This is a genomic window from Nocardia sp. CDC160 (assembly GCF_035818795.1).
In the GTDB taxonomy this organism is placed as follows: Bacteria; Actinomycetota; Actinomycetes; order Mycobacteriales; family Mycobacteriaceae; genus Nocardia.
In genome coordinates this window covers 111,681-135,253 of sequence record NZ_JAYKYT010000012.1, presented here as the reverse complement: position 1 = coordinate 135,253, position 23,573 = coordinate 111,681, and the positions used below count along the sequence as shown (strand labels likewise).

General features: G+C 68.2%; 20 protein-coding genes. 12 read left to right on the top strand and 8 right to left on the bottom strand.

Annotation, left to right across the window (positions count from 1 at the left end; translation table 11 throughout):
* Window positions 1-68: 68 nt before the first annotated feature.
* Window positions 69-1,430: a TrpB-like pyridoxal phosphate-dependent enzyme gene (locus VMT40_RS39135; RefSeq protein ID WP_326364732.1), complete on the bottom strand. Its 1,362-nt coding sequence runs from the start codon at window positions 1,428-1,430 to the stop codon at window positions 69-71.
* Window positions 1,431-1,549: 119 nt separating this feature from the next.
* On the opposite strand from VMT40_RS39135, the gene VMT40_RS39130 reads away from it, so the two are divergent.
* Window positions 1,550-2,170 carry a TIGR03086 family metal-binding protein gene (locus VMT40_RS39130; protein ID WP_326364730.1) on the top strand — a complete coding sequence of 207 codons (621 nt, stop codon included), beginning with the start codon at window positions 1,550-1,552 and terminating at the stop codon, window positions 2,168-2,170.
* Between the two features lie 18 nt (window positions 2,171-2,188).
* Here the strand turns inward: VMT40_RS39130 and glgB are convergent, their stop codons facing one another.
* The 3 genes from glgB to VMT40_RS39115 are packed head-to-tail and all read right to left on the bottom strand — an operon-like array spanning window position 2,189 to window position 7,060.
* Complete coding sequence (gene glgB, locus VMT40_RS39125; RefSeq protein ID WP_326364729.1) at window positions 2,189-4,360, bottom strand: 1,4-alpha-glucan branching protein GlgB; 2,172 nt, start codon at window positions 4,358-4,360, stop codon at window positions 2,189-2,191.
* On the bottom strand, window positions 4,357-6,360 hold the full coding sequence (locus tag VMT40_RS39120; RefSeq protein WP_326364728.1) for an alpha-1,4-glucan--maltose-1-phosphate maltosyltransferase: 2,004 nt from the start codon (window positions 6,358-6,360) through the stop codon (window positions 4,357-4,359). Before VMT40_RS39120 ends, glgB begins: the two co-directional genes overlap by 4 nt.
* 43 nt (window positions 6,361-6,403) lie before the next feature.
* Entirely contained in the window at window positions 6,404-7,060 is a 657-nt protein-coding gene (locus VMT40_RS39115; RefSeq protein ID WP_326364727.1) for a PaaI family thioesterase, read from the bottom strand.
* A 92-nt stretch (window positions 7,061-7,152) separates the two neighbouring features.
* On the opposite strand from VMT40_RS39115, the gene glgP reads away from it, so the two are divergent.
* A complete protein-coding gene (gene glgP, locus VMT40_RS39110) occupies window positions 7,153-9,720 on the top strand; it encodes an alpha-glucan family phosphorylase (protein WP_326364726.1) in 2,568 nt (855 codons plus the stop codon).
* A gap of 23 nt (window positions 9,721-9,743) precedes the next feature.
* Here the strand turns inward: glgP and VMT40_RS39105 are convergent, their stop codons facing one another.
* Window positions 9,744-11,798 (bottom strand): AMP-binding protein, encoded by a 2,055-nt coding sequence (locus VMT40_RS39105; RefSeq protein WP_326364725.1) that lies wholly within the window; start codon window positions 11,796-11,798, stop codon window positions 9,744-9,746.
* A 270-nt stretch (window positions 11,799-12,068) separates the two neighbouring features.
* On the opposite strand from VMT40_RS39105, the gene VMT40_RS39100 reads away from it, so the two are divergent.
* Window positions 12,069-13,436, top strand: coding sequence for an NCS2 family permease (locus VMT40_RS39100; protein WP_326364724.1), 1,368 nt, complete (start codon window positions 12,069-12,071; stop codon window positions 13,434-13,436).
* Window positions 13,437-13,574: 138 nt separating this feature from the next.
* Entirely contained in the window at window positions 13,575-14,096 is a 522-nt protein-coding gene (locus tag VMT40_RS39095) for a DoxX family protein (RefSeq protein WP_326364723.1), read from the top strand.
* Window positions 14,097-14,257: 161 nt separating this feature from the next.
* Here VMT40_RS39095 and VMT40_RS39090 read toward each other — a convergent pair whose 3' ends face one another.
* Complete coding sequence (locus VMT40_RS39090; RefSeq protein WP_326364722.1) at window positions 14,258-16,309, bottom strand: ATP-dependent DNA helicase; 2,052 nt, start codon at window positions 16,307-16,309, stop codon at window positions 14,258-14,260.
* A gap of 103 nt (window positions 16,310-16,412) precedes the next feature.
* Complete coding sequence (locus VMT40_RS39085) at window positions 16,413-16,982, bottom strand: nicotinamidase (RefSeq protein ID WP_326364721.1); 570 nt, start codon at window positions 16,980-16,982, stop codon at window positions 16,413-16,415.
* Window positions 16,983-17,099: 117 nt separating this feature from the next.
* Here VMT40_RS39085 and VMT40_RS39080 point away from each other — a divergent pair, with 117 nt between their 5' ends.
* Complete coding sequence (locus VMT40_RS39080; protein ID WP_326364720.1) at window positions 17,100-17,306, top strand: hypothetical protein; 207 nt, start codon at window positions 17,100-17,102, stop codon at window positions 17,304-17,306.
* Here VMT40_RS39080 and VMT40_RS39075 read toward each other — a convergent pair.
* Window positions 17,281-18,591 carry a nicotinate phosphoribosyltransferase gene (locus VMT40_RS39075; RefSeq protein ID WP_326364746.1) on the bottom strand — a complete coding sequence of 437 codons (1,311 nt, stop codon included), beginning with the start codon at window positions 18,589-18,591 and terminating at the stop codon, window positions 17,281-17,283. The two genes, VMT40_RS39080 and VMT40_RS39075, sit on opposite strands and share 26 nt — an antisense overlap.
* A 139-nt stretch (window positions 18,592-18,730) precedes the next feature.
* Here VMT40_RS39075 and clpS point away from each other — a divergent pair, with 139 nt between their 5' ends.
* The 7 genes from clpS to VMT40_RS39040 all read left to right on the top strand — a co-directional run bounded on the left by clpS (window position 18,731) and on the right by VMT40_RS39040 (window position 23,563).
* Window positions 18,731-19,087 carry an ATP-dependent Clp protease adapter ClpS gene (gene clpS / locus VMT40_RS39070; RefSeq protein ID WP_326311226.1) on the top strand — a complete coding sequence of 119 codons (357 nt, stop codon included), beginning with the start codon at window positions 18,731-18,733 and terminating at the stop codon, window positions 19,085-19,087.
* Window positions 19,088-19,109: 22 nt separating this feature from the next.
* Window positions 19,110-19,679 carry an oxidative stress transcriptional regulator AosR gene (aosR, locus tag VMT40_RS39065; protein ID WP_326311892.1) on the top strand — a complete coding sequence of 190 codons (570 nt, stop codon included), beginning with the start codon at window positions 19,110-19,112 and terminating at the stop codon, window positions 19,677-19,679.
* A gap of 50 nt (window positions 19,680-19,729) precedes the next feature.
* Entirely contained in the window at window positions 19,730-20,803 is a 1,074-nt protein-coding gene (locus tag VMT40_RS39060; RefSeq protein ID WP_326364719.1) for a P1 family peptidase, read from the top strand.
* Between the two features lie 89 nt (window positions 20,804-20,892).
* Complete coding sequence (locus VMT40_RS39055) at window positions 20,893-21,318, top strand: M67 family metallopeptidase (RefSeq protein ID WP_326364718.1); 426 nt, start codon at window positions 20,893-20,895, stop codon at window positions 21,316-21,318.
* Between the two features lie 30 nt (window positions 21,319-21,348).
* Window positions 21,349-21,627 carry a MoaD/ThiS family protein gene (locus VMT40_RS39050; protein ID WP_326364717.1) on the top strand — a complete coding sequence of 93 codons (279 nt, stop codon included), beginning with the start codon at window positions 21,349-21,351 and terminating at the stop codon, window positions 21,625-21,627.
* A 2-nt stretch (window positions 21,628-21,629) separates the two neighbouring features.
* Window positions 21,630-22,592: a PLP-dependent cysteine synthase family protein gene (locus tag VMT40_RS39045; RefSeq protein WP_326364716.1), complete on the top strand. Its 963-nt coding sequence runs from the start codon at window positions 21,630-21,632 to the stop codon at window positions 22,590-22,592.
* Between the two features lie 260 nt (window positions 22,593-22,852).
* Window positions 22,853-23,563, top strand: a complete 711-nt coding sequence (locus VMT40_RS39040; protein ID WP_326364715.1) for a rhomboid family intramembrane serine protease — start codon at window positions 22,853-22,855, stop codon at window positions 23,561-23,563.
* Window positions 23,564-23,573: the final 10 nt, after the last annotated feature.

The following is a 23,573-nucleotide window of genomic DNA, read 5'->3' as shown; positions in this document are numbered from 1 at the left end:
TCCACGATCAGGGAGCTCTCAACGAGGAATTCCGTCCGAATTCCCGCGCTGAGAGCTCCCTGATCTCGTTAGACGGCGGGGAGGGTGGACAGGGCGGCGTCGATGCGGGGTTGGGAGAGGTCGAAGTCGGGGATCTCGTCGGCCAGGTAGCGCTCGTAGGCGGTCATGTCGAAGTGGCCGTGGCCGCACAGGGCGGTGAGGAGGACCTTGTCCTCGCCGGATGCGGTGCAGCGCTTGGCCTCCTCGATGACGGCGGCCAAGGCGTGGGAGGGTTCCGGTGCGGGGAGGATGCCCTCGGTCTTGGCGAATGTGACCGCGGCGGCGAAGCATTCGCGCTGTTGCTTGGCGATGGCTTCGAACAGGCCCAGCTCGTACATGTGCGAGAGCAGCGGTGACATGCCGTGGTAGCGCAGGCCGCCCGCGTGCACCGGGTCGGGGATGAAGTCGTGGCCGAGGGTGTGCATTTTCATGAGCGGTGTAAAACCCGCGGTGTCGCCGAAGTCGTAGGCGTAGCGGCCGCGGGTGAAGGACGGGCAGGCCGCGGGTTCGACGGCGCGGATGACGGGATTGGCTCGGCCAGCGAGCTTTTCGCGCAGGAACGGCAGGAACAGCCCGGCGAAGTTGGAGCCGCCGCCGGTGCAGCCGACGATCACGTCCGGAAGCCGTTCCCCGGCCGCGGCGAACTGTTTCAACGCCTCCTCGCCGATGACCGTCTGGTGCAGCAGCACATGGTTGAGCACGCTGCCCAGGGCGTATCGGGTCCGCGGATCGCCCGCGGCGACCTCCACCGCCTCGCTGATGGCGATGCCGAGGCTGCCGGGCGAATTCGGGTCGTCGGCAAGGATTTTCGCGCCCGCGGCGGTGACCGGGGAGGGACTGGCGTGCACGGTCGCGCCCCAGGTCCGCATGAGGGTGCGCCGGTGCGGTTTCTGGTCGTAGGACGCGCGCACCATCCATACCTCGCAGTCGATGCCGTACTGCGCGCACGCGAAGGCCAGTGCGCTGCCCCATTGGCCCGCGCCGGTCTCGGTGGTGAGGCGGCGGGTGCCCTCGGCGAAGTTGTAGAACGCCTGCGGCACAGCGGTATTCGGCTTGTGCGAACCGGCGGGCGAAACGCCTTCGTATTTGTAGTAAATACGCGCGGGCGTGCCCAGCGCCTTCTCCAGCCGACGCGCCCGGAACAGCGGCGTCGGCCGCCACAGCCGATAAACGTCGACGACCTCGTCCGGAATGTCGAGGTAGCGTTCGGCGCTCACCTCCTGCCTGATCAGCTCCATCGGGAACAGTGGCGCGAGATCCTCCGGGCCGACCGGTTGCCGGGTACCCGGATGCAGCGGTGGCGGCGGTGGTGCGGGCAGGTCGGGGACGATGTTGTACCACCGCCGTGGGATCTCGGATTCGTCCAATGTGATCTTGGTGCGCTCGTCCACGGGAACCTCCCGGCTCGACTCTGATCTGTTCCCAGCCTGCGCCCGCGATCGGATGTGTGGTGTCGAATCGGGCGGATTGGCCCTGTCGCTCGCGGTCAATAGTTAGTAAGCTGATGCGTATGATAAGCACGTACGACGAATTGTTGAAGTCCGGCACCGAACTGATCGCGCTGGACGCCCGGGCGGTGCGGGCGAGCATCGCGGTGGTCGCGGAGGTGACCTCGTCCGACCTGGACAGGCCGACGCCCTGTGCGGGGTGGACGGTGCGGGATCTGTTGGAGCACATGATCGTTCAGCACTACGGCTTCGCGGCGGCCTCGCGGGGCGAAGGGGATATCGCGTTGTGGAAGCCGCAACCACTCGGCGATGATCCGGTCGCCGAATACCAGGCGGCGGCCGAGCACGTGCTGGCCGCGTTCGCGGAACCCGGTGTGCTGGAAAGGCAGTTCCCGCTGCCGGAGGTGCGCGACGGCATCGTGATCCCGGGCTCACTGGCCATCAGCTTTCACTTCATCGACTACATCGTGCACAGCTGGGATGTGGCGCGGGCGCTGGGTGTGAGCGTGGAATTCGACGACGACATGATCGCCGCGGGCCTGCCGGTGGCCGAGGCGGTGCCGTGCGGGGAGGAGCGGGAGCGGCCGGGGGCATCCTTCGCGCCCGTGGTGGACGCGCCGGAAGCGTCCGGGCTCGACCGGATTCTCACGGTGCTGGGCCGCTCGCCCGGCTGGCCGGAATGACCGGGCCCGCAACGACTGTCAGACGCGGGCGGTGGGCGGGGTGGTGGACAGCCAGACGGCGCTGTGCGGTGCGAGGGTCAGCGCGGCCGAGACCGGACGCCCATGCCAGGGTTGGGGCTCGGCCGGAATCTCGCCGGGATTGCTCGCGCCGCTGCCGCCGTAGGCGAGAGCGTCGGTATTGAGCACCTCGAACCAGGAATCCGGTTCGGGCCCGGGCAATCCGATGCGATACCCGTCGAGTTGACGGCCCGAGAAGTTGTAGACGCAGGCGAGGATGGATCCGTCGGTGCCGTACCGCAGGAACGACAGCACATTGTTGTCGCGGTCGTCGGCATCGATCCAGGAGTAGCCGCCCGGCGAGGTGTCCTGGCTCCACAGCGCCGGGTTCGCGACATAGCGTCGGTTGAGGTCGGCGACCAGGGTCCGAATGCCTTGGTGCAGTGGGTTTTCCAGCTCGTGCCAGTCCAGTCCGAGGTCGTGGTTCCACTCCCGGAACTGTCCGAATTCCTGCCCCATGAACAGCAGTTGCTTGCCGGGATGGGCCCACATGTAGGCGAGCAGGGCACGCACCCCGCTGGCCTTGGCGTAGTCGTCGCCGGGCATGCGGGTCCACAGCGTGCCCTTGCCGTAGACGACCTCGTCGTGACTGATCGGCAGCACATAGTTCTCGCTCCACGCGTAGGTCAGCGAGAAGGTGATCTCATTGTGGTGCCAGGTGCGGTACACCGGATCGTGGGCGAGATACCCGAGGGTGTCGTGCATCCAGCCCATGTTCCATTTCATGGTGAAGCCGAGCCCGCCCACCTCGGTGGCGCGGGTGACGCCGGGCCAGGTGGTGGATTCCTCGGCGATGGTGAGCACGCCCGGATGATGCTTGTGCACGGTCGCGTTCATCTCCTGGAGGAAGGACACGGCCTCCAGGTTCTCGCGGCCGCCGTGGATGTTCGGCTCCCAGTCGGGGCGCGAATAGTCCAGGTAGAGCATGGACGCGACGGCGTCCACGCGCAGGCCGTCGATGTGGAATTCCTCGATCCAGTACACGGCATTGGCGACCAGGAAGTTGCGGACCTCGTGGCGGCCGAAGTTGAAAATGTAGGTGCCCCAGTCGAGTTGCTCGCCGCGGCGGGGGTCGGCGTGCTCGTAGAGGGCGGTGCCGTCGAAGCGGGCCAGGGCCCATTCGTCGCGGGGGAAATGCGCGGGTACCCAGTCGAGCAGGACGCCGATTCCCTTGCGGTGCAGGTGATCCACCAGATAGCGGAAGTCGTCCGGGGATCCGAAGCGGGCCGTCGGCGCGTAATAGGACGTGACCTGGTAACCCCAGGAACCGCCGAAGGGATGCTCGGCGACCGGTAGCAGTTCGATATGCGTGAAGCCCTGGGCCAAAACGTATTCCGCGAGCTGTTCGGCGATCTCGCGATAGCCGAGTCCCGGCCGCCAGGAGCCCAGGTGCACCTCGTAGACGCTCACCGGCGCGCGCAGCGGGTCGGTCTTCGCCCGCGCGCGCAGCCATTCCGTATCGCCCCAGGCGAATTCGCTCTCGGTGATCACCGACGCGGTCGCGGGCGGCACCTCGGTGGCGAAGGCCATCGGGTCGGCGTGATCGACAATGCGCCCGTCCGCCCCGTGCACGCGGTACTTGTACAGCGCTCCCGGCCCAATGCCGGGCAGGAACAGCTCCCACACCCCCGAATCGCCGAGTTTGCGCATGGGCGCGGTGTTTCCGCTCCAGCCGTCGAAGTCGCCGATCACCGCCACGCCGCGCGCATTGGGTGCCCAGACCGCGAACGCCGTGCCGGTGATCTCCCCGTCGAGCGTGTGGTAGCGCTTCGGATGCGCACCGAGCACCTCCCACAGCCGCTCGTGGCGTCCCTCGCCCAGCAGGTGCAGGTCGATCTCGCCCAGGCTGGGCAGGAAGCGGTACCCGTCCGCCTCCACCACCGTGCGCCCGCCCGGATAGGAGGCGACGATCCGATAGTCCCACAGGTCGGGGAACGGTACGACGCCCTCGAAAACGCCGTGATCGGTATGTGCCAGTGGGTGATCCACGCCGCCGATGCGCGCCGCGACGGTCTCCGCGTGCGGCCGCAGCACTCGAATGATCGTCCCGTCCGGATGCTCGTGCGCCCCCAGCACGGTGTGCGGGTCCGGGTGGGTGCCCGCCGCCAGCAGCAGGAGGTCGCGTCGATTCATCGGAACGATCTGCGGTAGGCGAGTTCGGTGCGCGCGGCGGCCGGAACCGGCGGCAGCGCGAGAATGTGCGCCACCGCCCGCGCCGGGTCCAGGCGCACGTAATTGCTCTGCCCCCAGTGGTATTCCTCGCCGCTGACCTCGTCGAACACCACCGGCCGATCGTGCCATTCGCGGCCGATGGCGGGCAGGTCGAGCGACACCATGCCCTGCTGTGCGCCGAACGGGTCGAGGTTCACCACCACCAGCACCGCGTCGCCGGTGGTGGGGTCGAATTTCGAGAAGGCCAGCAGCGCGTCGTTGTCCACGGGGTGGAAATGGATGCAGCGCACCTGCTGCAGCGCCGGATGGGCGCGGCGGATCTCGTTGAGTCGGGTCAGCCACGGTTCCAGGGATTCCCCGCGGGCCGCCGCCTCGGCGAAACGGCGCGGGCGCAGTTGGTATTTCTCCGAATCCAGGTATTCCTCGCTGCCGGGCCGCACCGCCTGGTGTTCGTAGAGTTCGAAGCCGGAGTACACGCCCCAACTCGGTCCCAGGGTGGCCGCGAGCACCGCGCGAATGGCGAACATGCCGGGGCCGCCGTGCTGCAGGCTCTCGTGCAGGATGTCGGGCGTGTTCACGAACAGGTTGGCGCGGGCCTCATCGGCCTTGGCGGCCAATTCCCTGCCGAATTCCTCGATTTCGTGCTTGTGGGTGCGCCAGGTGAAATACGTGTAGGACTGGCTGAAGCCGCGCCGCGCCAGGCCGTACATGCGCGCGGGACGGGTGAACGCCTCGGACAGGAACACGATGTCGGGATGCTTCCGATGCACCTCGGCGATCAGCCATTCCCAGAAGTCGGCCGGTTTGGTGTGCGGATTGTCGACCCGGAAGATGGTGACGCCCAACCCGATCCAATGTCGCACCACCCGCAGCACCTCGGCGTAGAGGCCGTCGGGATCGTCGTCGAAGTTCAGCGGATAGATGTCCTGATACTTCTTCGGCGGATTCTCCGCGTAGGCGATGGTGCCGTCGGGCAGGGTGGTGAACCACTCCGGGTGCGCGGTCACCCAGGGGTGGTCGGGTGCGCACTGCAGGGCCAGGTCCAGGGCCACCTCCAAGCCCAATTCCCGTGCGGAGGTGACGAAGTCGAGGAAGTCGGCCTCGGTGCCGAGCAGCGGGTGGATGGCGTCGTGGCCGCCCTCGGCGGAGCCGATGGCCCACGGCGAGCCCACGTCCTGCGGACCGGCGGTCAGGGAGTTGTTGGGGCCCTTGCGATTCACGGTGCCGATGGGGTGGATCGGCGGCAGATACACCACGTCGAAGCCCATGGCGGCAATGCGCGGCAGCTCCTTCGCGGCGGTGGCGAAGGTGCCGTGCACCGGTTTGCCGTCCGCGTCCCAGCCGCCGGTCGAGCGCGGGAAGAATTCGTACCAGGCCCCGTAGAGCGCGCGCTGGCGTTCCACCTGCACGGTGTGCAGCGGTCCGTGAGTCACGAACTCCCGCAACGGGGTTGCGCGCAGGATCGCGCCGACCTCGGCGCTGAAGGCCGGTGCCACCCGGGCGGGCAGCTGGGCGTCCCCGCGCAGGGCGGCCGCGGCGTCGCGCAGGATCTGCCACTGCTTCTTCGGCACCGCCTGCGCGGCGCGGTCCAGGAGCCGGGCCCCGATCTCGAGGTCGTTGGCCAGATCCACGGCGCTCTGTCCGACCGCGAGCTTGGCCTCCACGCCGGAACGCCAGGTGGCGATGGGATCGCTCCAGCCCTCGATGCGGAAGGTCCAGCGGCCGGGCTTGGCGGGGGTGAAGACCGCGTTGAAGACGTCCGGCTCGTACTCGGGCACCATGCGAATGCGCTGTGTGCGAGACGAACCCGGGCCGCGCACCGCCAGCGTCGCCGCCACCGCCTCGTGTCCCTCGCGCCAGACCACCGCGCGGACCGGGACCACCTCGCCGACCACGGCCTTGGACGGCCGACCGCCGGGAATCGCGGGGGCGGTGTCATCGATGGCGATGCGGCCGGTCACGCCCTCGAACTTACCGGAGTGCGGGTCGGGACTTCGGGAGTGACTACTGCTGGCCCGGCTTGAGAAGGACGAACAGCCCGTGCGCCTCGGCGCAGAGCCGGTCGCCATCGTGCAGGGTGGCGCGCACGAAGATCTTGCGGCCCTCCTGTCGCTCCACCCAGCCGTGCACCCGCAGTTCGGTGTTCAGCGGCGTGATGGACCGGTAGTCGACGTGCAGGAAGGCGGTGCGGGTGGCCTGGCGGGTGTAGATGGCCGCCGTCATGCCGAGCAGGTCGTCGAAGCCGAGGGCGATGTGGCCGCCGTGGGCCGCGTTGTTGCCGCCCAGATGGAAGGTGCGGAAGGTGATGCGCGCCCGCACGCCCTCGCGGCTCGCGGAATCGACCAGGAACGGCGGCAGGGTGATATTGCCGCGCGCGGGCAGGTCGGTGCGGTGCCAGGCCGGGGCGTTCCACTCGTCTCCGACCGCCTCGTCGAGCTTGTCGTTGAGTTCCTTCAGGGTGGCGATGGCATGCAGCGCCAGGTCATCGGACGGATCGGCCAGCCGCACCCGATCCATCAACCCCCGCACCTGCTCGATTAACTCCCCGTAGTGCGCCCCACCCTTGGTGTTGTCGCGACCCAGTTCCCGAATCGGCCGGAACCCGCCCTCGTGATGCTCCTGGGTGGGCAGTCCGTCGACCGCCTCGATCTGCTCGCTCATATAGAACACGTTATCGGTTGCTTAGCGCTTGCTCACGTCGGGGGCGACGTTGGTGAGCTGCGACGACGCCGTCCCGGGTAGGGTCTACAGAGGTGAAGGCACTGCGTCGATTCACCGTTCGCGCCCATTTGCCGGAGCGGTTGTCCGCGTTGACCGAGCTGGCTACCAATCTGCGCTGGTCTTGGCATGGGCCGACACAGGATGTGTTCGCCGAACTCGATCCCCGGTTGTGGGCGGAGGTCGGGCACGATCCGGTGCGGATGCTGGGGGAGGTTCCGGCCGAGCGGCTCGACGCGCTGGCGGGGGACGAGGCGTACACGCGGCGGGTGGATGCGGCGGCCGCGGATCTGAGTGACTATCTGGCTCGGCCGCGCTGGTTCCAGAAGCAGCGGCGCGGACCGCGCGGGATCGCGTACTTCTCCATGGAGTTCGGTGTCACCGAGGTGCTGCCCAACTATTCGGGTGGACTGGGGATTCTCGCGGGCGACCATCTGAAGGCCGCCTCGGACTTGGGATTGCCGCTCATCGGCGTCGGATTGCTGTACCGCTCCGGCTATTTCCGGCAGTCGCTGACCGCCGACGGCTGGCAGGCCGAGCGCTACCCGGCATTGGATCCCATGGGGCTGCCGCTACGGCTGCTCACCGAAGGTGGTGCGCCGGTGCTGGTGCACGTGGCCATGCCCGAGGGGCGGGTGCTGCGGGCCCGAGTGTGGATCGCCCAGGTGGGCCGAATTCCCCTGCTGCTCTTGGACTCCGACATCGCCGACAATGATCCCGAACTGCGGGCCGTCACCGACCGGCTCTATGGCGGCGACCAGGACCACCGCATCAAACAGGAAATCCTCGCGGGCATCGGCGGTGTCCGTGCCGTGCGCGCCTACACCCGCGCCAACGGCCTGCCCGACCCCGACGTCTTCCACATGAACGAGGGTCACGCCGGATTCCTCGGCATCGAGCGCATTCGCGAATACATGGCCGCCGGAATGGATTTCGATTCGGCGCTGACCGCCGTGCGGGCCGGAACGGTCTTCACCACCCACACCCCGGTCCCCGCCGGTATCGACCGGTTCGCCGGAGCGCTGGTCCGCCGCTACTTCGGCGGCGCGCACGGTGAGCGTGAATCCCTGGTCCTGCCCGGTGTTTCGGTGGATCGCATTCTGGCCCTGGGCCGCGAGGCCGATCCGTCGGTCTTCAACATGGCCCATCTCGGCCTGCGACTCGCCCAGCGCGCCAATGGCGTGTCGAAGTTGCACGGCGAGGTCAGCCGCGACATGTTCGCGCCGCTGTGGCCCGGTTTCGATGCCGCCGAGGTCCCGATCGGCTCGGTCACCAATGGCGTGCACGCCCCCACCTGGGCGGCGCGCGAATGGATCGACAAGGCCCGCGAACTCATCGGCGACGAGCTGGTGGAGGAGGCGCGCGGCTGGGAACGCCTCTGCGATGTGGACCTGCGCGAACTGTGGTCCACCCGAAACGCCCTGCGCGGCATCCTGGTCGACGAGGTGCGCCGCCGCGTGCGCGCCTCCTGGCTGGAACGCGGGGCCGCGCCCGCCGAACTCGGTTGGGTGGACGAGGTTTTCGACCCGAACGTGCTGACCGTCGGCTTCGCCCGCCGCGTCCCCACCTACAAGCGTCTCACGCTCATGCTGCGCGATCCCGATCGCTTGCGCGCCCTGCTCCTCGACCCGGAACACCCGGTGCAGCTGGTGGTCGCTGGCAAATCGCATCCGGCCGACGACGGCGGCAAGGCCCTCATCCAGCAGATCGTCCGCTTCGCCGACGACCCGGCCGTGCGACACCGCATCGTCTTCCTGCCCGACTACGACATGTCCATGGCCCGCTACCTGTACTGGGGCTGCGACGTCTGGCTCAACAATCCCTTGCGCCCCTTGGAAGCCTGCGGCACCTCCGGCATGAAGTCGGCCCTCAATGGCGGCCTCAATCTCTCCATCCGCGACGGCTGGTGGGACGAGATGTACGACGGCGAGAACGGCTGGGCCATCCCCACCGCCGACGGCGTGCGCGACGAGCACCGCCGCGACGACCTGGAGGCCTCCGCGCTGTACGAACTGCTGGAACGCGCTGTGCTGCCGCGCTTCTACGATCGCGACCACGACGGCCTGCCGGTGCGCTGGATGGAGATGGTCCGCCACACCCTGCGGACCCTCGGCCCGAAGGTGCTGGCCTCCCGCATGGTTCGCGACTACGCCGTGGACTACTACGCTCCCGCCGCCGCGGCCTTCGAGGCGGTGTCGAGCAATGACTTCAAGGGTGCGCACGACCTGTCGGTCTATCGCCGTCGCGTGGAATCCGCCTGGCCCAGTGTGAAAGTCCTGCAGGTGGACAGTTCCGGACTGCCCGACATCCCGGTGATCGGCGCGGAGCTCGCCCTGCGCGCCCGGATCGATCTGGGCGGCCTCACCCCCGCCGACGTGTCCGTGCAGGCGGTGCTCGGCCGGGTCTCACCCGCCGACGACCTCACCGACGTCCACACCTTCGCCATGCGGCATCACGGAACCGATTCCGGCGCGGAGGTTTTCACCATCCAGACGCCGGTTCCGATCTCCGGTGCGGTCGGTTACACGATCCGTATCCTCCCGCACCACCCGCTGCTCGCCTCCGACGCCGAGCTGGGCCTGATCGCTACTCCCAGCCCGTAGCGATCAGGTCGGCGCGCCAGTGATCAGGTCGGTGCGATCAGCGTCCGCTTGAGGATCTTCCCGGTCGTATTGCGCGGCAACGCGTCCAGGAAGGTCACATCGCGCGGCACCGAGAACCGGCTGACCCGGTGGCGAATGTAGTTGCGCACCATGTCCGAATCGAGCCCGGAGCCCGGCCGCTTCACCACGAATGCGGCCAGGCGCTGCCCGAATTCGTGATCGGGCACCCCGACCACCGCCACCTCGCTCACCTGCGGCAGATGCGAGAGCGCCTCCTCCACCGCGCGCGGGAAGACGTTCTCCCCGCCCGAGATGATCATCTCGTCGTCGCGCCCGGCCACGAACAGCTTGCCCGAGGCGTCCAGGTACCCGATATCGCCGGTGTCGAGCATGCCGTCGGCCTCGTCCGGCGGCGTCGCGTCGGTGTACCCGTCGAACAGCATGTGGTTGCCCACGAAGATGCGCCCGGTCGCCCCGATCGGCACCGGCCGCCGATCCGGCCCCAGCACACCGAGTTTCGTGCCCAGCGGCGGGCGGCCCGCGGTGGTGGGTGACATGCGCAGATCCGCGGAGTCGGCGATGGAGGCCCACGACACCTCGGTCGAGCCGTACACGTTGTAGAGGATGTCGCCGAAGGCGTCGAGGAACTTCAGCACCGTCGCACCGGCCAGTGGCGCACCGCAACTGGCCACGATGCGCAGGCTCGACAGGTCGTAGCGGGCCCGAACATGCGTGGGCAGGTCCAGGATTCGATTCACCATGATCGGCACCACGATCAGCGCGGTGACCCGGTGCTCGGCAATGCGGCGCAGGCAGTCCTCGGCGTCGAAGCGGTCGCCCAGCAGCACCGTCGCGCGAATGGCGGTCGAGATCTGCAGCGCGCCCAGCCCCCAGGTATGGAACAGCGGGGCCGGAATGAACATGGTCTCGTTGGTGCCGAACGGGATTCGCGACAGCAGCGCCGCCACCGTGCCGAACCCCTTGGGATGCGGGCGACGCGCGCCCTTGGGCGTCCCGCTGGTCCCGGAGGTGAGCACTACCAGGCGACCCGGCCGCGGCGGCTTGCGCGGCGGCTCCTGGCGCATGGCGATGAGCTCCTCGATGGTGGTACGCCCCGGATCCGGTGGAATGTCGTCGCTGGTGAAGCGCGGCAGATCGGTGGGCAGATACCGCACCAGATGCTCGAACTCGCTGTCCACGAACAGCGCCGAGAGCTGATGGCGCGCCACGATCTCCTCGACCTGCCGTGCGGGCAGTCCGGTATTGAGCAGCACCGCGTCCGCGCCCGCCTTGCCCGCGGCCACCATGCACTCGACCATGCCGGTGTGATTGCGGCACAGCAGCCCGACCGAGGTGCCCGGGCCGAAGCCGAGCGCGGTGAACGCGCCCGCGAGAGCGCTACTGCGGGCGTGCAATTGGTCGAAGGTGCTCGAGTAGCGGTCGTCCACCACGGCCGCCCGCTGCGGGGAGTGCGCGGCCGCCGCCGCGTACCCACCGGCCAGGCTGAAACCCCATTTGGCCAGTCCGCCGATCTGTTTCAGCCCGACATCGGGTCGATAGGTGCGCACCACACCCGAGGCCACCATCCGCTTGACGACCCCGGCCTGCAGCTTCATCGGCGAATCCTCGCCATTGACGAGGAGCGAGCTCGGCGTGTTCAGGATCAGGTCCCCGACGCGCTTCAGCCCGGCCTGCGTCCACAGCACCACCGCCGAGTTCGGCAGTTGGGTCAGCACCGGATGCACCCGCCCCGCCTTGAAATACGTGACGTAGACCCGGGTGTGGTCCCCGTCGCCGCGCAGGCGGATCGCCGCGAAGCTGCCGCGATCCGGGCAGTGCATTTCGAAGCTCTCGCCCGGGCGGGTGATGTGGAGTTGCACGCGCAGCACGTGGACTTCGAGGCCATTGCCGCCGACGCGCATTGTCAGCGTGGGGTGTTCGTCCACGGTGTCGAGTTGTTCGCAGGCGCCGATTCCGGGAAATAGCCGGGGATAGGTCTGCGGGTCGAGAAGGACATCCCAGATCGCTTTGCGGGCGATCGCGAACTCAGCGACCGCGTCGATGACATCCGTTACCACTGCGTACTACTTCTGCCTGGCCGGTTCCCCTGAAAACCCCCGGCTGATTACGTATTTGTAACGTCCCAGACAGTAAGGGTCAAGAGTTCATAATTACCGGCCGGTAATGATTTAAATTGCGGATTAATTGCGCTGGTAGCCACGGGAAAACAACGCTCTGGCGAGTGCGATAGCTCACGATTCGCCGGGTCGGTTCATGTGCGGACATACGGAACAAGTACCGTCCCCACGGCAACCTTCGTACCTTCCTCCGACTGGAGACACCCACACATGAGCACCGACGTGCTTACGCGCACCAAGGGGCGCGTCGACGCGTACTTCGGCATCAGCGAACACGGTTCCACCGTCAAGCGCGAACTCATGGCCGGAACCATCACGTTCCTGGCCATGTCCTACGTACTCGCGGTGAACCCGCGCATCCTGGGCGACGGCCCCGCGGGCGATCTCCACGACAAGGGCATGCCCATCCAGGCGGTTTTCACCGCCACCGCCGTCGCCGCCATCTTCGGCACGCTGGTCATGGGCCTGTGGGCGCGCTACCCGGTCGCGCTCGCGCCCGGCATGGGCCTCAACGCCTTCTTCGCGTACACCGTCGTCCTGCACATGGGAATCCCGTGGCAGGAAGCCCTTTCGGGCACCTTCCTCTCGGGTGTCATCTTCTTCGTGCTGGCCGTGACCAAGGTGCGCGAGAAGATCATCGAGGCCATCCCCATGCAGATGAAGCTGGCCGTCGGCGCGGGCATCGGCATGTTCGTGGCCTTCCTCGGCCTCAAGAGCGCGGGCATCGTGGTCTCGGATCCGGCGACCCTGGTGCACCTGGGCAACTTCCACCACGGCACCACCCTGCTGGCCATGTTCGGTCTCGTCGTCACCATCGTGTTCCTGGTGCTGGGCTGGCACGGCGCGGTGCTCTACGGCATCCTCGCCACCGCGGTGATGGGGATCGTGTGCGGTCTGGTGCAGATGCCGGATTCGGTGGCCGCGCTGCCGCACGGGCTCGATCAGACCTTCGGCCAGGCCATCATCCACCTGCCCAACGCCTTCACCGGGCAGATGGTGATCGTCGTGCTGACCATGCTGTTCGTCGATTTCTTCGACGCCTCGGGCACCCTGATCGGCGTCGCCAAGCAGGCCGGGCTGCTGGCCGCGGACGGCAAGCTCGACCGCGCGGGTCAGGCGCTGGCCGCCGACTCGGTCGGCACCGCCGCGGGCGCGATCATCGGCACCTCGTCCACCACCGCGTACGTCGAGTCCACCGCGGGTGTCTCGGCGGGCGGCCGCACCGGTCTGACCGCGGTCGCGACGGCGGGCTGGTTCATGATCGCCATGTTCTTCTTCCCGCTGTTCGCGGTGTTCGCCAATGTCTCGGCGGTCACGGCCCCGGCGCTCATCGTGGTCGGCGTGCTCATGGCGCGGTCGCTGGGCGAGATCGAGTGGGGCAAGCTCGAATACGCGGTCCCGGCCTTCATCACCGTGGTGATGATGCCGCTGACCTACTCGATCGCCAATGGCATCGCGATGGGTCTGCTGTTCTACCCGGTGGTCATGGTGGCCAAGGGGCGGGCGCGGGAAGTGCATCCGATCATGTGGCTGCTCATGGCGATCTTCCTCTCGTACTTCTGGTTCTTGGCCAAGTAAGGACATTCACAAGATCGGGCGCGCGGCTGGAATGGCCTCGCGCCCGATTTCGTTGGGACCTACTGTAAGCTCCGAAGCGGACCATGGTCCGGTTGGAATCGCCCCAGAGCCGCAAGACCCGAAAGACGAGGACCCGACATGACCGCAACCCTCAACGCGACCACTCGTGAGACCGCCGCCGCGAACGGCGTGACCGGCACCGATATCGGCCTGCTCGTGGCCCGCGTGGGCTTCGGTGGCCTGCTGGCCGTGCACGGCAGCCAGAAGCTGTTCGGCTGGTTCAACGGCTACGGCCTGGACGCCACGGCAAAGGCCTTCGGCGGCATGGGCTACGACCCCGGCAAGTTCTTCGCGACCCTGGCCGGGCTGAGCGAGATCACCGGTGGTCTGCTGCTGGTGCTCGGGTTGCTGACTCCGCTGGGCGCGGCGATCGCGCTGGGCACCATGCTCAATGCGCTGAATGTGACCCGCGGCAATGGCTTCGCCATGTGGGAGTTGCCCGCGGTGTACGCCATCGCGTCGGTCACCTTCGCCTTCGCGGGCCCGGGCCGCATCTCCCTCGATCACGGTCGTCCGTGGCAGCGTCAGGGTGTGGTGTGGGGAGTCGGAGCGGTGGTGCTGGCGATCGTCGCCGCACTCGTCACGCTCGCCGCGAAGTAAGCGGCCGAAAAAGGTTTTCGGTGTCCCCGCGCCGCGTGCAGGGCTTGGCGCGGGGACGACGGACACGTCCGATGTGGGAATTGGGGGTTCACCGGAGTATCGAAAGCCAATTTACTTCCGATCGGAAGTGGGGACCAGCCCTGTGACTGTTCTCACAAACGTCATTTCATTTGCGCGACACTATTTGTCAGTCTTTCGAGAGCTTTTGTCACAACTTGGGGATCGGACGTTTCCCAATAGGGCGGCAATGATGCTCGGAGATAACCGCCATAGCGCGCCGTGGCGAGTCGCGAATCCAGAATTGCGATAACACCGCGATCGTCGGTACTGCGCAGCAAACGGCCCGTTCCCTGCGCCAGCAGCAGCGCCGCGTGATTGGCGGCGACGGACAGAAAACCATTGCCACCATGCGATTCCACCGCGCGCTGCCGGGCCACCAGCAGCGGATCGTCCGGGCGCGGGAACGGAATGCGGTCCAGGATCACCAGACTCAGCGACGGGCCCGGCACATCCACGCCCTGCCACAGCGAAAGTGTCCCGAAGAGTGAGATTTCCGGGTCGTCGGCGAATTTGCGGACCAGTGCGCCGGTGGCGTCGTCGCCCTGACACAGGATCGGGGTGTCGAGGCGTTCGCGCAGAATTTCGGTGGCCGCCTTGGCCGCTCGCATGGACGAGAACAACCCGAGGGTGCGCCCGCCCGCCGCGCGAATGAGACGCTCGATCTCGTCCAGATACGACTGCGGCAGGCCATCGCGACCCGGCGCGGGCAGATGCTTTGCCACGTACAGGATTCCGGACTTCGCGTGGTCGAACGGCGAACCGACGTCCACCGAATTCCAGCGCAGGGATTTCTCGTCGGAGGGGGCCTCCGCGCCATTGGCCAGCGCGGGATCCACCTTCGAGGCCGACTGCGGCGGCAGGCCCCAGGTCACCGCGAGATTGTCGAAGGAGCCGCCGATCTGCAGGGTGGCCGAGGTCAAAATCACGGTGGCCGTGCCGAACAGGCGACTGCGCAGCAGACCGCCCACCGAGAGCGGGGCCATGTGCAGGGTGCGGCGCGGGACCCCGCGCACCTCCTCCGAGGCCAGCCAGATGACATCGCGGTGCGCCGACGGGTCGGCCTCCTCGAAGGTGGTGAGCACGCGGACCGCCGCGTCGTGCACCTCCTCGACGGCCGCCAGCGCCTGATTGCGGGCCGCCGCGCCCTCCGGATCGCCCTGTGCCGCACTGCCGCCCGACGGGGCCAGCGCGGTGCGCGCGTTCCAGGCCGCGTCGCGAATCAGCGCCAGCACCGGCGCCGCGCCCTCGGGCAGGCGATCCCAGCGTCCCGGGTTCAGTTCGTCGAGCAGTTGGTGCCAGGCCTCGGCGGCACCCTCGAGTCGATCCACCTCCTGCTCGTCGATGAGCTTCGAACACCGTTTGGCCGCGGCGCTGATGGCGGTGGTCGAGAGCTCGGCGGTGGCCACGCCGGTCACCCGGTCCACCAGTTCGTGCGCCTCGTCCACGACCACCACATCGTGTTCGGGCAGCACCTGAATGCCGCTGATGGCGTCGATGGCCAGCAGGGCGTGATTGGTCACCACCACATCGGCCAGCCCCGACTCCGCCCGCGCCTTCTCCGCGAAGCAGTCCTGGCCGAACGGGCAGCGCGACTTGCCCAGGCACTCGCGCGAACTCACGCTCACCTGCCGCCAGGCGCGATCGCTCACACCGGGCACGAGTTCGTCGCGATCCCCGGTCTCGGTGTCGGACACCCACTCGTGCAGGCGCTGCACCTCGCGGCCCAGCTTGGAAATGGCGAAGGCGTCGAACAGTTCGGCCTCCGGCTCGTCCGGAATCGCGCTATTGATCTTGTTCAGGCACAGATAGTTGTTGCGCCCCTTGAGAATCGCGAACTGCGGCACCCGCCCCAACGGCGTGGCCAGCGCCTCGGCCAGTCGGGGCAGATCGCGATCCACCAACTGCCGCTGCAGCGCGATGGTCGCGGTCGACACCACCACCGTCCGCCCCGTCCGCACCGAATGCCGCAAACTCGGCACCAAATACGCCAGCGACTTTCCCGTCCCCGTCCCCGCCTGCACCGCGAGATGCTCCCCGGTGTCGATCGCGTGCGCGACCGCCGCGGCCATGGTCTGCTGCCCCGAGCGCTCCTTACCCCCCAACGCCTCGACAGCGGTGGCCAACAGCTTCGGTACGGCAGGCAGTTCGGGCACGGCGGCCAGATTACTGCGCCCGCCCGACAACCCCGTCGCAAACCTCGGCGGGCCGCCTGTCAGGACCGATTTCCGCCGATCGGATGGTTCGGCGTGCGATCGGTCAGCTCTCCACGGTCCCGGCCAGTTCGACGCCGGAGGCGCGGAGTTTGTCGAGGGCGGTGGCGAGGGTTTCGGGGGAGACGGCGGCGGTGAGGCCGAGCAGGACGCGGGTGTCGAAGCCCTCGGCGCGGGCGTCCAGGGCGGTGGCGCGCACGCAGTGGTCGGTGGCGATGCCGCAGACGTCGACGGCGTCGATCCGGTGCTCGCGCAGCCAGTCGGCCAGGGTGGTCGAGCCGTCGGAGGCGGTGCCCTCGAAGCCCGAATAGGCCGCGGTATAGGCGCCTTTCGAGAAGACCTCCTGGATCGGGGCGGTGTCCAGGTTGGGGTGGAACTCCGCGCCCGGGGTGCCGACCCGGCAGTGCGGGGGCCAGGTGTCGAGGTAATCCGGGGTGGCGGAGAAGTGCGCGCCCGGATCGATGTGGAAGTCGCGGGTGGCGACGACGGCGGCGTAGTCGGAGACACCCAGGTATTCGGTGATGCGCTCGGCCACGGCCGCGCCCCCCGCGACGGCCAGTGATCCACCCTCACAGAAATCGTTCTGCACGTCGACGACGATCAGGGCTCGGCTCATGGGCGGGACCTCCCGGGAAACGGCGGCTGAACCGGGACGGTGAGCCGCTCGTATTGCATTGTGCCGCCCGGTGCCCGACCGGTCCACGGCGACGTCGGCGACGGTCCGGGGGTAGTGATGAAGAGTGCCGCGCTCATGGCGTTGCGGTTCTTCGTGGCGTTCGAGATCGCCAGTGTGGTGGCGAATCTGCTGTGGCACGAGATCTCGTTCGAATTCGGCGAGATCGTGGGCGAACTGGCGCAGGCCACGCTGTTCGCCCTGCCCGCCGCGCTGGTCGCGGCGGCCCTGTGGTGGCGGCTCAACTCAGAAAAGTCGTCGGGATAGCGGGCTCGCCCGCCGACAGCTTGAGGCCCTCCCAGGGCAGGCTGACCAAGCCCTTGGCCACCAGTTCCCGGCTCTGCGCCAGCGTCGGCTGGTCGCCGACCACCTCACCCTTGCGAACCAACGGCACCTGCAGCTCCGCGATCTCGAAGCCGTTCGGCTCCGGCCGCGCCGCGGCAGCCGGGTAGACGATTTCCTCGACAATCGTGCCGGTGCCCCGCGCCAGCCGGACCGCCCGCTTGGTGCCGCCGCGAGACTCCTTGTGGGAACTGCGTTTCGCTACCGGAATGCCCTCCACCTCGACCAGCTTGTAGACCATGCCCGCGGTCGGCGCACCGGATCCGGTGACCAGCGAGGTGCCCACGCCGTACACGTCGACCGGTTCGGCGCGCAGCGCGGCGATGGCGTATTCGTCCAGGTCACCGGACACCACGATGCGGGTGCGGACCGCGCCCAGCCCGTCGAGCTGATCGCGCACCTGCCGGGCCAGCACGCCCAGATCGCCGGAATCGATGCGCACGCCGCCCAATTCGGGCCCGGCCACCTCGATGGCGGTGGCCACGCCGCGGGTGATGTCGAAGGTGTCGACCAGCAGCGTGGTGCCCACGCCCAGCGCCTGGACCTGGCTGCGGAACGCCGCCGCCTCGTGGGAGCCGTCCGAGCCGGAGTGCAGCAGCGTGAAGGCGTGCGCGCTGGTGCCCGCGCTGGGCACGCCGAAGCTGCGGGCGGCCTCCAGATTGGAGGTGGCGTCGAAGCCGGCCAAATAGGCGGCCCGGGCGCTGGCCGGTGCGGCGAGCTCATGGGTTCGGCGCGAACCCATTTCGATCATCCGGCGGCCACCGGCGGCGCTCACCATGCGGGCGGCCGCGGCGGCGATGGCGCTGTCGTGGTTGTAGATCGACAGGATCAGGGTTTCCAGCAGCACGCATTCGGCGAAGGTGCCGCGCACGGTGAGGATGGGGGAGCCGGGGAAATAGAGCTCGCCCTCGCGGTAGCCGTCGATGTCGCCGCCGAAACGGTAGTCGCGCAGCCATTCCAGGGTCTTGGCGTCCAGGAACCGTTCGGCGACCGCGAGTTCCGCGTCGCCGAAGCGAAATTCGCTCAGCGCCGCGAGCAATCGCCCGGTCCCCGCGACCACGCCGTACCTGCGGCCATTGGGCAATCTGCGGGCGAATACCTCGAAGGTGCACTGGCGCTGGGCGGATCCGTCGCCGAGCGCCGCAGCGAGCATGGTCAGCTCGTACTGATCCGTCAGTAGCGCAGTACTGGTCAGTCCGTCCGCGATCATCACGAGACCCACTGTAAGCACAACCGCGCCCGTGCCTTCGACCACGCGCCACGCCCGGGCGTCCGATCGTGGTTTCCGCCCGGCACGGCGTGTCGCCTGGGCTGTTGTTTCTTGGATGTCAGGTCGTACCCTGGACGTTATGGGTCTGTGTAATCACGACGATGTCCGGGTCGCCGCCGGTCCGGGCGGCGCGAACGTGACACTGTCGGCGGCACAGGCGACACCGGAGGCCATCGAATACTCCGAGATTCTGGAGGCCGAGGACCGGCCGTGGGTCACCGTCGTTTGGGACGATCCCGTCAACCTCATGCACTACGTGACCTACATCTTCCAGAAGCTCTTCGGCTACAGCAAAGGCAAGGCAACCGAGCTCATGCTGAAGGTCCACAACGAGGGCAAGGCCGTGGTGTCGGCTGGTTCCCGCGACAAGATGGAACACGACGTACAGCGCCTACACGCGGCGGGGCTGTGGGCCACCATGCAACGTGACGACTGACCGAGACGACTACGGTTATCCCGTGCGGAAGTGGAGCAGAAAGAACTCCCTGGGCGGGCTGAAACTGCGTTCGGAAATGGACGCCCACGAGGCGGACGTGCTGCGTTCGCTGGTCGGGGCGGTCACCGGACTGCTCACCGATCGGGCCCGCTCGGCGCCGGAGGACGAGCTGGCGGCCCTCACCGGGCTACAGCTGGGCAACACCACCCCGCCCGACGATCCGCGCCTGGCCCGGCTGCTACCGGACTTCCACCGCCCCGAACCCGGTTCCCCCGACGCCGAGCGCGCCGACCTCAACAGCGCGCTGCGCAGCCTGCACGAGCCGGAGATCATCGAGACCAAGGTGGCCGCCGGACTGGTCATTCTGGAAACCCTCCCGCCGCAGGGCGGCAAGATCGTCATCACCCAGGAGCAGGCCGACGCCTGGCTCACCGCGCTCAACGATGTTCGCCTGGCGCTGGGCACGGCGCTGGAGATCGACGCCGACACGCCCGATCATTTCGCCGATGACGACCCGCGAGGCCCGAGCCTCGAGGTCTACCACTGGCTCACCTGGATGCAGGATTCGCTGATCCAAGCGCTGATGCCCTGAGAGCTGTCCCCTGCCCTGAGATCTGTCCCTCCGGCGAACGGGAAGCTGCCGTGAACAGTGTTGCGGGACCGCGGAATTCGATCACCGACGTCTCCGGCGTGCTGGTCGGCCACCATCAGGCGCTGGACCCGAACGCCACCCTGGGCACGGGCGCGGCCACCGGCTGCACCGTGGTGCGGGTACCGGGCGGGGCGGTCGCGTCGGTGGATGTGCGCGGCGGCGGCCCGGGCACCCGCGAGACCGACCTGTTGAGTCCGGAAAACACTGTGCGACAGGCGAATGCGATCCTGCTGACCGGCGGCAGCGCGTACGGCCTGGCCGCCGCCGACGGCGTGATGCGCTGGCTGGAGGAGCACAGGGAGGGTATCCCGATGGATCCCGCCGATCCGGCCCGCGTGGTGCCGATCGTCCCCGCCGCGGTCATCTTCGATCTTCCGGTGGGCGCGTGGCACATTCGACCCGACGCCGACTTCGGCTTCCTGGCCGCCGAGGACGCGGGCATCGACTTCGCGCGCGGGTCGGTGGGCGCGGGCGTGGGTGCGCGGGCGGGCTCGCTCAAGGGCGGAATCGGCACGGCCAGTGTGCGATTCACCGACGGTCCGGCCGCGGGCATCACCGTCGGCGCGGTAGTCGTCGCCAATCCCGTGGGCTCGGTCTTCGACCCGCGCACCGGATTCCCGTGGGGCGCGGGCACCGACGGCCCCGAACACTTCGGACTGCGACCGGCCACCGCGGAGCAGCTGGCGGCGGCCAATGCGCTGGCGGTCAAGGGCGCGGTCCTCAACACCACCATCGGCGTGGTCGCCACGGACGCCGCGCTGGATCCGGCGGGCTGTCAGCGCCTGGCCGCCACCGCACACGACGGTCTGGCCCGCGCCATCCGCCCCGCGCATTCGCCGCTGGACGGCGACACCCTCTTCGCGCTGGCCACCGGCACCGCCGAGCAGCCGCCGAATGTCCCACTGCCCCCGGCCTTCCCGGCGGAGCTGCTGGTTCTCGACCAGCTGTGCACGGCCGCCGCGGTCTGCGTTGAGCGCGCGATCGTGGACGCGATCCTGTCCGCGACCTCGGTGGCGGGCATCCCGGCCTACCGTGACCTGTTCGACGGCCCCGCGGGGGTGTGAGCCGTTTCACCGGGAATAGCCGCATATTCTCACCTGTTGACGACAGCGTTTCGGCCGTTGGGCCGGGGTCGAGCGGAAGGATGCGACTTGTGCTGGTGATCAGGGCGGACCTCGTGGAGGCAATGGTCGCGCACGCGCGCGCCGACCACCCCGATGAGGCGTGCGGTGTCATCGCCGGTCCCGAGGGCTCCGATCGCCCCGAACGGTTCATTCCCATGATCAATGCCGCGCGCTCGCCGACCTTCTACGAGTTCGACTCGACCGAGCAGCTGCGCCTGTGGCGGGAGATGGACAACGCCGACGAGGAGCCGGTGGTCATCTACCACTCGCACACCGCGACCGAGGCGTATCCGAGCCGCACCGACATCTCCTTCGCGTCGGAGCCCAATGCCCACTACGTGCTGATCTCCACCCGCGATGCGGAGCGACACGAGCTGCGCAGCTACCGCATCCTCGAGGGCGTGGTCACCGAGGAGCCGGTCGAGATCGTGCCCGCCTACAGCCAATCCGCCTGAGCCCGAACGAAACACAAGGAGTCCCCACTCATGTCGGTCACCGTGTCCATTCCGACCATCATGCGTCCGATCACCAAGGGCGAGAAGCGAGTTCAGGCGCAGGGTGCGACCCTGGCCGCGGTGATCGCCGATCTCGAGGCGAATTACCCGGGCCTGGAGGCGAAGCTGCTCAATGGCGGCAAGCTCAACCGCTACGTCAATATCTACATCGACGACGAGGACGTGCGCTTCACCGGCGGGCTCGAGGCCGAGGTCACCGACGGCGGCACCGTCACCATCCTCCCGGCGGTCGCCGGGGGCTCGCGGTAACCGTGGCGCGCTACGAGTCGCTGATCGCGACACTCGGCAATACCCCGCTGGTCGGGCTGAAGAACCTGTCCCCGAAATGGGACGGTGACGATCACGTGCGGTTGTGGGCCAAGCTCGAGGACCGCAATCCGACCGGGTCCATCAAGGACCGCCCGGCGCTGCGCATGATCGAGCAGGCCGAGGCCGAGGGCAAGATCACCCCGGGTGACACCATCATCGAGCCGACCAGCGGCAATACCGGCATCTCGCTGGCCATGGCCGCCAAACTCAAGGGGTACCGGCTGATCTGCGTCATGCCCGAGAACACCTCGGTCGAACGCCGTCAGCTGCTCACCATGTTCGGTGCCGAGATCATCGACTCCCCGGCCGCGGGCGGCTCCAATCAGGCTGTGGCACTGGCCAAGCAGATCGCCGCCGAGCATCCGGACTGGGTGATGCTCTACCAGTACGGCAATCCGGCCAATGCCCTGGCCCACTACGAGACCACCGGCCCGGAAATCCTCGCCGACCTGCCCGAGATCACCCACTTCGTCGCGGGCCTGGGCACCACCGGCACCCTCATGGGCACCGGCCGCTTCCTGCGCGAAAAGGTCCCCACCATCGACATCGTCGCCGCCGAGCCCCGCTACGGCGAACTCGTCTACGGCCTGCGCAACCTCGACGAGGGCTTCGTCCCCGAGCTCTACGACGAGTCCGTGCTGACCTCCCGCTTCTCCGTCGGCCCCTACGACGCGGTCCGCCGCACCCGCGAATTGGTCTCCGAAGAGGGCATTTTCGCGGGCATCTCCACCGGCGCGATCCTGCACGCCGCCCTCGGCGTCGCGAAAAAGGCCGAAAAGGCCGGTCAACGCGCCGACATCGCCTTCGTCGTCGCCGACGGCGGCTGGAAATACCTCTCCACCGGCGCCTACGACGGCACCCTCGAAGAGGCCGAAGAAAAACTCGACGGCCAACTCTGGGCCTGACTCCGCCGCCAGACCTCCGCGCCCGCTGCGAAAACGCAGCGGGCGCGTGGCATTCGCGGACCCGGCCCTCGAGCGCTGGGCCGAGACGCCTGCCGACCGCGGCCTGCACGGTTCGCGAAGTTCGGGCGCTGGCGGGGAACCGCCCCGGCGCGGGCGGTCCCCCTGGCTGGGCGAGGCGCTCGCGGTCAGGGTATTTCCCCGAGGGCGCGCGGGTCCGTGGCGGCGGTAGGCTCGGGGCAGGCGGCCTAGGAGGTCTTGCGATGAGCGGCGGCAGTGGGATGGGATCGTCGTTCGATCCGGATCGGATCGCGCGGTTGCGGGGGCAGTTGGCGAAACCGACGGTGGGCAGTGGGGCGGGGAGTACGGCTGCTCTGAAGTTGCTGTGGCAGCGGGCCATTGCGTTGACCTTGGGGTTCACGGCGTTGCTGTATGGCGTGGAGGGCGTCAATAGCGTCACGAACAATGAGCTCGACAATGCGGGAGTCCGGCCGCGCAGCGAGGAGGGGCTGGTCGGCATTCTCTTCGCGCCTGTGCTGCACGCCAATTGGGGACACCTGATCGGGAACACGCTGCCGGTCATCGTGCTGGGGCTGCTCGCGCTGCTGACCGGGATCGGGCGCGGGCTCACCGCGACGGCCATCATCTGGGTGATCGCCGGATTCGGGCAGTGGCTGACCGCGCCCGCGAACAGCGTGTCGGTGGGTGCCTCGGTGCTCGTCTTCGGCTGGCTCACCTATCTGCTCTGCTGGGGCTGGTTCTCCCGGAATGTGTTGCAGATCGCGGTCGGGCTGGTGGTGCTGGTGCTCTACGGCTCGATTCTGTGGGGCGTCCTGCCCGGCAACCCGCAAATCTCTTGGCAAGGACATCTTTTCGGGGCGATAGGTGGAGTGGTTGCCGGGTGGGTACTCTCATCGAATGAACGTCGTCATCGTCGCGGGGCTGACGCCGACCGTCTCGCGTCGCAGGGGTGACGCTGGACGC